The sequence below is a fragment of the Halococcus sp. PRR34 genome (genome assembly GCF_028617175.1).
GTDB classification, from domain to species: Archaea; Halobacteriota; Halobacteria; order Halobacteriales; family Halococcaceae; genus Halococcus; species Halococcus salifodinae.
On record NZ_JAQJDA010000045.1, the window covers coordinates 1 to 9,645 of the forward strand.

General features: G+C 58.8%; 13 protein-coding genes and 1 pseudogene. 6 read left to right on the forward strand and 8 right to left on the reverse strand.

The genetic code is table 11. The annotated features are described in order from the left end of the window. Positions 1 to 534 precede the first annotated feature (534 nt). Positions 535 to 1,518, forward strand: coding sequence for a hypothetical protein (locus tag PHA81_RS20480; protein WP_273838692.1), 984 nt, complete (start codon positions 535 to 537; stop codon positions 1,516 to 1,518). Here the strand turns inward: PHA81_RS20480 and PHA81_RS20485 are convergent. Further along, positions 1,468 to 2,451: a formate/nitrite transporter family protein gene (locus tag PHA81_RS20485; protein WP_273838694.1), complete on the reverse strand. Its 984-nt coding sequence runs from the start codon at positions 2,449 to 2,451 to the stop codon at positions 1,468 to 1,470. The two genes, PHA81_RS20480 and PHA81_RS20485, sit on opposite strands and share 51 nt — an antisense overlap. A gap of 672 nt (positions 2,452 to 3,123) precedes the next feature. On the opposite strand from PHA81_RS20485, the gene PHA81_RS20490 reads away from it, so the two are divergent. Further along, the gene (locus tag PHA81_RS20490; RefSeq protein ID WP_273838696.1) at positions 3,124 to 3,330 is read left to right on the forward strand and encodes a hypothetical protein; all 207 of its coding nucleotides are present in this window, start codon (positions 3,124 to 3,126) and stop codon (positions 3,328 to 3,330) included. A gap of 50 nt (positions 3,331 to 3,380) precedes the next feature. On the opposite strand, the gene PHA81_RS20495 is transcribed toward PHA81_RS20490, so the two are convergent. Then, positions 3,381 to 4,208, reverse strand: a complete 828-nt coding sequence (locus tag PHA81_RS20495) for an IS5 family transposase (RefSeq protein ID WP_273838697.1) — start codon at positions 4,206 to 4,208, stop codon at positions 3,381 to 3,383. A 79-nt stretch (positions 4,209 to 4,287) separates the two neighbouring features. On the opposite strand from PHA81_RS20495, the gene PHA81_RS20500 reads away from it, so the two are divergent. Then, positions 4,288 to 4,575, forward strand: coding sequence for a hypothetical protein (locus PHA81_RS20500; protein WP_058365922.1), 288 nt, complete (start codon positions 4,288 to 4,290; stop codon positions 4,573 to 4,575). Between the two features lie 40 nt (positions 4,576 to 4,615). Next, positions 4,616 to 4,918, forward strand: coding sequence for a translation initiation factor (locus PHA81_RS20505; protein ID WP_058365923.1), 303 nt, complete (start codon positions 4,616 to 4,618; stop codon positions 4,916 to 4,918). A 45-nt stretch (positions 4,919 to 4,963) separates the two neighbouring features. On the opposite strand, the gene PHA81_RS20510 is transcribed toward PHA81_RS20505, so the two are convergent. The 4 genes from PHA81_RS20510 to PHA81_RS20525 all read right to left on the reverse strand — a co-directional run bounded on the left by PHA81_RS20510 (position 4,964) and on the right by PHA81_RS20525 (position 7,993). After that, positions 4,964 to 5,185, reverse strand: coding sequence for a hypothetical protein (locus PHA81_RS20510; protein ID WP_273838706.1), 222 nt, complete (start codon positions 5,183 to 5,185; stop codon positions 4,964 to 4,966). A 153-nt stretch (positions 5,186 to 5,338) separates the two neighbouring features. After that, positions 5,339 to 6,475 (reverse strand): zinc-dependent alcohol dehydrogenase, encoded by a 1,137-nt coding sequence (locus tag PHA81_RS20515; protein ID WP_273838708.1) that lies wholly within the window; start codon positions 6,473 to 6,475, stop codon positions 5,339 to 5,341. A gap of 179 nt (positions 6,476 to 6,654) precedes the next feature. Beyond that, entirely contained in the window at positions 6,655 to 7,614 is a 960-nt protein-coding gene (locus tag PHA81_RS20520) for an NADPH:quinone reductase (protein WP_273838709.1), read from the reverse strand. Between the two features lie 226 nt (positions 7,615 to 7,840). Then, positions 7,841 to 7,993: a hypothetical protein gene (locus PHA81_RS20525; protein WP_176696652.1), complete on the reverse strand. Its 153-nt coding sequence runs from the start codon at positions 7,991 to 7,993 to the stop codon at positions 7,841 to 7,843. A 132-nt stretch (positions 7,994 to 8,125) separates the two neighbouring features. On the opposite strand from PHA81_RS20525, the gene PHA81_RS20530 reads away from it, so the two are divergent. Then, positions 8,126 to 8,680 (forward strand): type 1 glutamine amidotransferase domain-containing protein, encoded by a 555-nt coding sequence (locus PHA81_RS20530; protein ID WP_273838714.1) that lies wholly within the window; start codon positions 8,126 to 8,128, stop codon positions 8,678 to 8,680. A gap of 97 nt (positions 8,681 to 8,777) precedes the next feature. Here PHA81_RS20530 and PHA81_RS20535 read toward each other — a convergent pair whose 3' ends face one another. Both PHA81_RS20535 and PHA81_RS20540 read right to left on the reverse strand, forming a co-directional pair. Further along, positions 8,778 to 9,083, reverse strand: a complete 306-nt coding sequence (locus PHA81_RS20535) for a hypothetical protein (protein WP_004054295.1) — start codon at positions 9,081 to 9,083, stop codon at positions 8,778 to 8,780. Positions 9,084 to 9,134: 51 nt separating this feature from the next. Next, a pseudogene (locus tag PHA81_RS20540) lies at positions 9,135 to 9,286 on the reverse strand (IS1595 family transposase); the annotation flags it as partial. A 100-nt stretch (positions 9,287 to 9,386) separates the two neighbouring features. On the opposite strand from PHA81_RS20540, the gene PHA81_RS20545 reads away from it, so the two are divergent. Then, positions 9,387 to 9,632: a hypothetical protein gene (locus PHA81_RS20545; RefSeq protein ID WP_273838724.1), complete on the forward strand. Its 246-nt coding sequence runs from the start codon at positions 9,387 to 9,389 to the stop codon at positions 9,630 to 9,632. Positions 9,633 to 9,645 lie beyond the last annotated feature (13 nt).

The following is a 9,645-nucleotide window of genomic DNA, read 5'->3' on the forward strand; positions in this document are numbered from 1 at the left end:
TTGGGACTCCGCCTCACGTCTGGCCGATTTCTACGCACTTGCTCGTACCGTGACTGGTAGAGTGGACAACTAGCGATAGTGCGGATACACCAACTACGCCCAAAACACTCCGCATCCGCCGACCACACTGCAAACGCTCACGCTGTCGCGTGACCGATGCACTCCGGTGCTCGCTCCCGCCCCCCGATGGAACCGTTTCGTTCGACGCCCTCGTCGGCGAATGTTCGCGCACGAATCGGAAAGACGACGCGAGAGTGACTCGGAACCATCACGAGAAACGCTCGAATCCGAGAAGCACCGCGAGGCGGTCGCCGTCAGACTGCACTACAGAGACCTGTCGATGCTCGCGGATGCGGGTCTCGTCGAGTGCGACCGCTGGCGCGCGACGATACGGGACACGTCGAACGGGCCGATGGAGAAATCGTTCGGAAACGTTGCAGGAGACGCTGAATCGGGAGCGACTGTGGGGCGAACGGAGTCGGCGACTCATCGTCACGAAGTCACTTATCCGAGAGACGGCCATGGTGGTCAACAATGAGTGAGACGGAATCGTACGACATTTCACAACCGCCGGAGACGATGGTCGAACAGGCCGGGGACAACCGAGTTACCCAGTGGTTGCTCATCACGGGCGACCGCCGCGCCGTCGCCGCCGCCATGCTCGTCGGGACGTTCGTGGCGTTCGTGATTTTCGGTCTGTACGGTCCACGCTCGATACAGAAGTTTCTCTCAACCGGCACCATTGGAGGAACGCTGTTCTATGCGCTGTTGACCGGCATCATCACGACTGTGACGTTGGTGCTCACGCTCTCGCAGTTCGGTCTCTCACAGCAACTCTCCTCGGACCTCGGGAGCTTCCGCGACCGCATGAACCACTCGATGGAGTTCCGCCGCGACGCGGAGAACCACATCGATGTCGGCGTCAGCCCCGGACAGCCCACGGAGTTCTTTCAGGCGCTCGCCAGAGCAGTCGAGAAGGAACTCGACGACTTGGACGGGGCGATGGCCGATGACGACAATCCCTCCGGGACCGGGGAGGTCGCTGAGTACATCGATGTCGTCCGCGCGTACAGCGAGGACGAACGTGAGCGGTTGGAAACCCCGACGTTCGGCTCCTTCGGCGCATTGTTGCCGGTACTCAACCACAACTACTCGTGGAAAATCTATCTCGGGCGACAGCTCCGCGACGAACACGCGGACGAACTCTCGAAAGAAGCAATGGAACAGTTCGACGAACTCATCGAGACGCTGTTGTTCTTCGGCCCGACGCGCGAGTATTTCAAGTCGCTGGCTCTGTTGAAACCCTCGGAATTTGATACAAGCGGCGTGCTGATTATAGAGGCTGAATTCAGCACGACGAGTTCGTTTATTTCCGCCTACCCTCTGCTGAACCAGCCGTTAGGAAGGGAGTGCATATTCAGCACCACCCCACAAAATGGAGAGTTGCAGGTTGTCTATAGTACAACGTCACCTAGTTGTGTCGGATTCCTCCTCGGGTCCACCACCGTTTTCCGGTAACTGGATGCCCGGTCTCGGCGTTTCGAACGGGCGACCGCCTTTCAAACTGAACAGCATCTCCCGGCTCGACAGAACCCGAATCTCCGGATACCGGCGTCTCACGGCTTGCGCGTAGCTCGCGAGCGCGACCAATACGACGCCACCAGTCGTGTTGCCAAGCAGGATCGGAAGCCAGAACTCATAAATCAGGGTGAGTACTCCCGGACTCGGCGTCTTGAGAAACACGACGAAGAGTGCTTCAGCGCCCGAACTCACGACGTGGTACAGGCCGAGGACGGGAATCGTGTAGAAGACGAGATAGGTGATTACGACACGCGAGATCGTGTCTCGCGCAGCCGTATGGAGCCACATCACGCCAGCAACGAGCCACCCCGCGAACAGGGCCTTGAAGAACAGGTCCCACCAGCCCAGTTCGAGGCCGTGCTGGAGGAATTCGGCTCCGACCTCCATCTCTGCCGGCGTAAGTACGTGCGTGTTTGCGAGGATGAACGCGCCGAACGCGGCACCGATGACATTCGCCAGCAGGACAACGCTCCACATGCGTAACAGCAAGGGGAGACTGGCCAACCGGGTCAGCACCAGCTTGACCGGTGGGAGAGTGGTCTCGGTGTACAGTTCGTACCGTCCGAGAATGATGTACATGAACCCGATCGGATACAGCACTGCGGCGAGGAATCTATTGTTTGGGAACGTCGCGGTCCCGACCGTGTAGCCGATGAACGTCAAGACGATCGCGAAGCCGGCGGTGAAACCGCTGAAAAACAGTTCCGAGAGCGTGCTGGCGATTTCCTCGTCGGCGGACGCGAGCAGCCGTTGATGGATTTCATTCCATGAGAAGCGATCGCCGAGTGCCCAGCCCGTTGCCGGGACGCCGGAAGCAGCCCGGTCCTGGGATCGGACGACTGGTGGCGAGTCCTCGGATTCGTCACTCATGAATACCCTCCAGACAGCAGCTGCTGTGGTTCGACTGTATTCGGAGTCGGGTCCGCTCGTCGGACCTGAATAATCCGCGATCCCGGACTAAGATGAAATGGTGGTACCAGAATGTCTCTCCTCGAATATGGGTAACAATCTGTAGCATTATAAATTTATCAGCGGCAAGCGGGAGACGGCTACCGGCGTTCGGACGTATGGCGTTCCGTTATCCCGTGCATGTGAGTCAGGGCCAACTAACTGGTGACTATTCCTCTGAAGCTGCCATTCTGTTGACTACATCCTCTGTATCTATCACTCCGTTCCCGCGCCAAATGACGACCGACCAGTGACCGATACGCGCTGTGTATGCAGCACGGCCTGAACGAACTACTCTGTTCGTGTCACAAACACCGTGACCCACTCAGAGGCTGTATGCGACATGACTGAATCACTCCTTCCAATTCTCGCAAGCTGAATTTCCGGTCACTGAATCTGTAAACTAAGCTACGCCGACAACTTTGTTATCTCCCAACACAGACACGCATCTAATGTTTGAACAAAAAGAGTTCGAAGGTTATTGGTGGACTCCTAAATCTAAGGCTCTGTTGAAATCCCATGAGTTCTACATTATCGCCGCTGAAGCAACCGAGTGAACGGAATGCCTTTGCCTCGGTGGCGTCTTCAACGAGTATGCGCGGCCCCCTCCACACGCTCTGGAACACCCGCCTCATCGGAACGTACCTCCGATTACGTGTCGGATTTCTCCTCGCAGGGGTTCTAGCGCTTGCTGGTGGGGCCGTCCTACTCGGAATCGGCGGTGTCTGGGGGCTTCTGGCCCTCTTTGGCCTCGTCTTGCTAATCCTGTTGGCCCTTGGGTTCGTCCTGATTACTCGATAGTTCCGGTGACCATTCGCTCCTCTATAATCGACTACAACGCTCTCTACACCTCACGTTGAGAGTTCCTTGTCGATATTGTGGATGAGACAGCCGACAGCGATTTCCCGGAACTGTTTCCACCAGTGGCGTGAGCGGACGAATGCACCGTACTTGCGTTTGAGTCGAGAGTTCACCGTCTCGTTCTGACTGCGCTGACCGTAGAGATCGGCATCCAGCCGAGTATTCCATGCTTTCTGTAACGATGAAAACTCGCGGTGCTTGATGAGCGGTCGAACACCAGTACTACGGGCTAATGCGCGAACCTTCTGGTCGTCGTATCCTTTGTCCCCAAGGAGAATATCGACTTCCCGGGTATTCCGCTTGATGAGCGATGGCGCGATCTTCGAGTCGTGCTTTCTGGTCGTCGTCACGTGTACGTCGAGAATCGCGTTTGACCTCGTGTCTACGAGGAGCGTGACTTTCAACTGCTGAATCGTCAACTTCGTTCGTTTCGTGTAGTGCTTCGAGGCATGACTCCGGTCGAACCCAGAAGCATCGATTCCGACGATACCGTTGGTCGGAAGGGGTGCGACCGAGAGATTGAGAAGAACCCGCCAAACAGCCATATTGAGTCGATTGAACGCTTTACACAGTGTTGAGGGCGACGGGAGTTCCTCAAGGCTGATGGCGCTCCGAATCCGGGGCATCTCGATGAGTTCGTCGAGAAGCGTTCGGTACGTCGTATTCTTCCGAACCTTGAGGCACAGCAGGACGATGTGTTGGTGGAGTGTGTACCGGCGTTTCGAGAACTTCGATGAGTAGCGAGCGACAGCTCTTCGAGCCAAGTGATACGCCTGTTCAACAAACCGGAGTAACCGCGACTTTGGGAGAGCCTGCATTCGGTCAAACTACCGGGCGAACCTGTAACCCTCTGAGGATTTCAACAGAGCTAAGTCGCTCTATTTCCAGCGCGAACTCGTGGGCGTCGGGCGCGCCGTGTTGTACGCCGCGTTGCCCGCAATCGCGCTCACGGCGTACATGATGGTCCTGTTCGACCCGACCGCCGTGTCCGACTGGCTGTTCGGGGTCACCGATGTGGTCGGAATCCGTACGAGCTTTCTGTTCGTGGGCGTCGTGTTCGTACTCTCGCTGGTCCCGTTCGCGCTACTGCTTTCCTACCTGCTGCGGTTGCTCACCGTCGTGAACCGGACGCTGACGATTGGCCCGTTCTTCCTCGACGAATCACAACTCCCCGAGCGCGAGTAGCGCCCGCAGCGTTTTACGCGCCGAGTGCCTATACAGAACCGTGCCACAGGACGATTTCAGTTCTATCACCGGCCTGCCCGACGAACTCGACATAGAGGACGACCTCGCTCGGACTTCTCAGCGCGTCTCGATTCGGACGGACGAACGACGGTACGGCAAGGCCGTCACCATCGTTGAGGGTCTCGACCCGTCAGGGATCGACGTCTCGGAACTCGCCTCGGAACTCAAGAGCCAACTCGCCACCGGCGGCACGGTCGATGACGACCGCATCGAACTACAGGGCGACCACCGCGACCGCCTGCCCGAACTGTTAGAAGAGCGCGGATTCAGCGTCGAGGAATGAAAACTCAGGATGATTTTCAAGTATCCCTAGCGTACGCCGAATCGCTCAGTTCATGTAGTTTTCGCCCATCCGCTGGCCCTCGGCAACGAGCCGGCGGCCGGTATCGAGTCGGTTTTCTTCCCAGTTCCTGAGCGCGGTTTCGAGGTCGCGTTTCTCCAATGCGTCGGTGAGTTCGATACCATCGGCGGCGGCTTTTGCGGTTCCAGCGGCCGTGTGCGGTCGCGCGACGAACGCGCAGTCGCCGAGCAAGCATACGTGATCGAACACTATTTGCAGCACAGGTAGATCGTAAATCGTCTGGACGAAGGGTTCGTCGGTCGCCCGCACGAGGGCAGAGAACACGGGCGAAACGTGAACGGGTGCTTTCGCGCTCGCGTACAGTTAGCGGCAGCAACACCACTGGATGAACCGGATGCGCCGTCAGGGTGTTAACACCACCTTGATGCAGTCGTCTTCCTTGTCGCGGAATGTCTCGTACAGCTCAGGACCGCTCTCCAATGGCTCCTCGTGGGTGATGACGAACGACGGGTCGATGTCGCCCGCTTCGATGCGCTCCAACAGCGGGTCGAGGTAGCGTTGGACGTGGGTTTGGCCCGTCTTCACCGTCAGGGCCTTGTTCATCAGCGGCCCGATTGGGAAGTCGTTCATGGTGTCGATATAGACGCCCGGCATCGAGAGCGTGCCGCCCTTTCGGCAGGACTTGATGGCCTCTTGGAGCACGTACGGTCGGTCCGCCCCACCGTAATCCCCGTGACCATGTGCCTCCGACCCAACCGCGTCGATACACCCGTCCGGGCCGCGACCCCCGGTCATGTCCATCAGGCGGTCGTAGACGTCCTCGTCCTCGTAGTCGATGGTTTCGGCATCGCCGTGCTCTCGTGCCATCTCCAACCGTTCGGGCACGCGGTCGATGGCAACCACTTCGCCAGCACCAAGCATCTGAGCGCTCTGGATAGCGAACTGCCCAACTGGCCCGCAGCCCCAAACCGCGACCGTATCGCCCTCGTCGATGTCGGCGTTTTCGGCTCCCATGTAGCCCGTCGGGAAGATATCCGAAAGGAACAACACTTGTTCGTCGGGCAGGTCCGAATCGACCTTGACCGGGCCGACGTCCGCATAGGGTACCCGCAACTGCTCGGCCTGCCCGCCCGCAAAGCCGCCGAGCATGTGTGAGTAGCCGAACAGGCCAGCTGGCGAATGGCCCATGTTTTCACGGGCCATCTCCGCATTCGGGTTCGAGTCCTCACAGAGCGAGTAGAGGTCGTTCTCGCAGAACCAACACGAACCACAGCTAATCGTGAAGGGAACGACCACGCGGTCGCCCTCTTCGAGTGTCTCGACCTCGTCGCCGACTTCGATCACTTCGCCCATCGGCTCGTGACCCAGAACGTCGCCCTCTTCCATCGACGGCATGTAGCCGTCGTAAAGGTGGAGGTCGGAGCCACAGATGGCGGTGGCCGTGATATCGATCACCGCATCGGTCGGGTTTTCGATTTCGGGGTCGGGAACGTCATCGATGCGGACGTCGTTTTCGCCGTGCCATGTCAGTGCTCTCATTGGTTTCTCTTCCCGTAACAACTGACGATTGGGTTTTACCTAAAGATAGAGCCTGAATGTGCAAAGGGATACTCTCCCTCATACACAACACCGGATTTCAATCGTCTATTCGACCGGGAAACGAACGCAGTCCGGTCGAACGCCGGGAGACACCATTCAGCAACCACGAGACGACTGAATTACGGACGGACGACGAGTTTGCCGACGTACCCGCCCTCAGTGACGGCGCGATGGGCCTCGCCGACCGCTTCGAAATCGTACGTCTCGGCGATTTCGGCGGTGAGGTCGCCGCGTTCCACGAGGCGAGCGATGCGACGGAGAACGGGCCGGCGTTCGGGTGTATTGGCGATGGCCATTCCTCGAACGGTGACCTCCTTGTGTTGGAGCGGCGCGTCCTCGACCGCCGGGATTCCGCCTGTGATGGTGACAATACGCCCGTTCTGGGCGGCCACGGTCAAATCGAGGCCGAGGTAGTCGTCGAGGCGATGGTCGAGAATCACGTCAACACCCTCGCCATCGGTCGCCTCGTAGATTTCATCCGCGAGCGTCTCGCTGTCGTAGTCGAACGCCACGACCGCGCCGAGGTCGCGGACTCGCTCGCGCGCTTCCGCAGAGCCAGCGGTTGCGAGCACGTCGGCACCCATCGCGTTCCCCAACTGGACGGCGGTGTGCCCGACGCCACCGTTTCCGCCGTGGACGAGACAGTACTCGGTGGGCCTGAGTCCGGCGTTTTCGACGAACGCCATCCACGCGGTCACGCCCACGTTCGGAATCGCGCCGCCGACTTCGAACGAGATGTTTTCGGGGAGATGGGCCACCTTCATCTTTGGAATCGAAGCGTACTCGGCGAAGGTGCCACCCTCGCCGTGTCCCATCCCGCCAGCGAAGACGCGGTCGCCCTCCGCAAATCCCTCGACATCCTCGCCCACCTCCGCGACGACCCCTGCCGCATCGCCGCCGGGAATCGCTGGCAACGAAACCGACCCGTAGCTTCCCGCCCGAAACCTCGCATCGACCGCGTTGACGCTCGCGGCCCGCACTTCGATGAGGACCTCGTCCGCCGCCGAGTCCGGTTGGTCCACTTCGTCGACTTGCAGTACGTCCGGCCCGCCGTGCTCGTGATAGCGAACGGCTCGCATGGGTGGTCGGTTCGACCGAGTTCTGTATGGATTCTCGGATACCAGTGATAGGTTACCGCATTCCTGCGTTGCTCACTTGCGGCGGTCGTACCCTGTGGTGTCATAGCACAAGCAATTGGCCCCGAGGAGTTGGAACTCTCAATCGGCGTATTGAGCGGCGGTGAACCGGCGGACAGCAGTCCGATATTCCGGTTGTGCCTGCAACGCAATTCTCTCCGACAGTATCTCAGATGCGCTCTTCTTCTTCATCGCCGACGAACCGCCATTCGTCATCCCGGTACTCCACGTCCGGCAGCACAATCAGGCCGGGACGGACGACCTGCTCCCACCAGCCGTCGTCCGGGTTCTCATATCCGGCGGGGTGGTCGGAAAACACCACCGTCGTAATATCCTCCTTTTGGGCGCTGGCACCTTCCCGAAGGTAGCGATATGCTGCCCGAAGCGCCTCGCGCCGGCTCTCCTCCCAACCGTTTAGTGAATAGCGTGAGTTCGAACACTAGAGGGAACCATAATGGCAGACTCACTTGAAGACGAGAACGTCGCGGTCTTCATCGCACCGATGGGCACAGAAGAGGTCGAATTCACTGACCCCAAAGAAGCCGTCGAGAACGCCGGGGCGACCGTTGATGTCGTCGGGGCCGAGACCGGCGAGGTCGAAACGGTAAACGGCGACATCAACCCCGGCGGGTCATACGAGGTCGAGAAAACCTTCTCCGAGGTTTCCGCCGAGGACTACAGCGGGCTCGTGATTCCGGGCGGCTGTGTGGGTGCGGATCAACTCCGTGCGAACGACGACGCGGTGGCGTTCATCCGCGAGTACTTTGAAGCGGAGAAACCGCTTGGCGTCATCTGCCACGCCCCGTGGACGCTGATCGAGGCAGATGTAGTAGATGGCCGAACACTGACCTCCTATCCCAGCCTCCAGACAGACATCCGCAACGCGGGCGGCGAGTGGGTCAACGAGGAAGTCGTCGTCGACGAGGGACTGGTGACCAGCCGCAAGCCCGACGACATCCCCGCCTTCTGTGATAAAATCATCGAGGAGTTCGAGGAGGGTCGCCACTAACGGCGCAGTAGCGCGAAAGGGTCCATCGCCACGTCCGGCGTTCGTGAACGAGATGTGAGATTCGTCTTTGCTGCTTCTGCCTGTCCAATTTCAGATGTTAGGGGAGTTTGGCTTCCAGTACGTCGACTTCTTCTATCTCCGGCGGTTCTGCGAACAGCTCGTCCGCGTTTTCCTCCAAGGCAGCAGCGATTTCGCCCGAGAGATGCGCTTCCCGACCGGATTCATCCGGAAAGGTGTCGAAGATGCCGAACGTCGAATCGTCCATGCGGAGCGCGAACCACGTGGTGGTGTCCGGTTCTTCCTCGGCCATCGGCAGTGCCGAACGAAGGAATTCCTCGACATCGGATTCTTTGCCGGACTGTGCTTGGAGTCGAACGAGGAGGGCGACGTTTGCGTCGGTCATACTCAGTTCGTAGGTGTGTGCCCAACACACATAACTATTTATGCTAGATTCTCATCCCGATACATCGCAACACAGCACTTTCTCGAACCAGTCGTCCAGTGAGTTGAGTTTCAGTCCGAGGAATCCGATGTATTTCTGGAGGTGATGCTTCGAGACGCCCTTGAACTTCGCCAGCACTGACGAAGGAAGCTATGGCGGTTCTCTAATCATTCGAGACACGGGCTTCGATCCGGACCAGCGGGAAATAGCTGCGTTGTACTCTACCCCTTCCTATTTCCGTAACTATCGAGTCAGTCTACGTCTATGGCCGAAACAACAGCCGTCGTGCTGGGCGTGCTCATTTGCTTTGGCATCGCGATCGCCGTCCGACTAGTGATGAACCGTATAACGCTACCGTACACTGTCGTACTTGTCGCCATTGGCTTCCTCTTCACCCTCGCCGATCCGCAGACGTACGTCGGCCTCGACTTCACTCTTGATCCACTGTCGCTAGTTGTCCACTCTATCGGTCACGGTACGAGCAGATACGTTGAAAGAGACCAGACGTGAGGCGGGATCAGAG

Bases quoted from the DNA above. Each gene is read 5' to 3' on its own strand.
- PHA81_RS20495 (WP_273838697.1), bottom strand. From the start codon at position 4,208: ATGCAGGCTCTCCCAAAGTCGCGGTTACTCCGGTTTGTTGAACAGGCG.
- PHA81_RS20485 (WP_273838694.1), bottom strand. From the start codon at position 2,451: ATGAGTGACGAATCCGAGGACTCGCCACCAGTCGTCCGATCCCAGGAC.
- PHA81_RS20535 (WP_004054295.1), bottom strand. From the start codon at position 9,083: ATGACCGACGCAAACGTCGCCCTCCTCGTTCGACTCCAAGCACAGTCC.
- PHA81_RS20480 (WP_273838692.1), top strand. From the start codon at position 535: ATGAGTGAGACGGAATCGTACGACATTTCACAACCGCCGGAGACGATG.
- PHA81_RS20520 (WP_273838709.1), bottom strand. From the start codon at position 7,614: ATGCGAGCCGTTCGCTATCACGAGCACGGCGGGCCGGACGTACTGCAA.
- PHA81_RS20530 (WP_273838714.1), top strand. From the start codon at position 8,126: ATGGCAGACTCACTTGAAGACGAGAACGTCGCGGTCTTCATCGCACCG.
- PHA81_RS20545 (WP_273838724.1), top strand. From the start codon at position 9,387: ATGGCCGAAACAACAGCCGTCGTGCTGGGCGTGCTCATTTGCTTTGGC.
- PHA81_RS20490 (WP_273838696.1), top strand. From the start codon at position 3,124: ATGCGCGGCCCCCTCCACACGCTCTGGAACACCCGCCTCATCGGAACG.
- PHA81_RS20515 (WP_273838708.1), bottom strand. From the start codon at position 6,475: ATGAGAGCACTGACATGGCACGGCGAAAACGACGTCCGCATCGATGAC.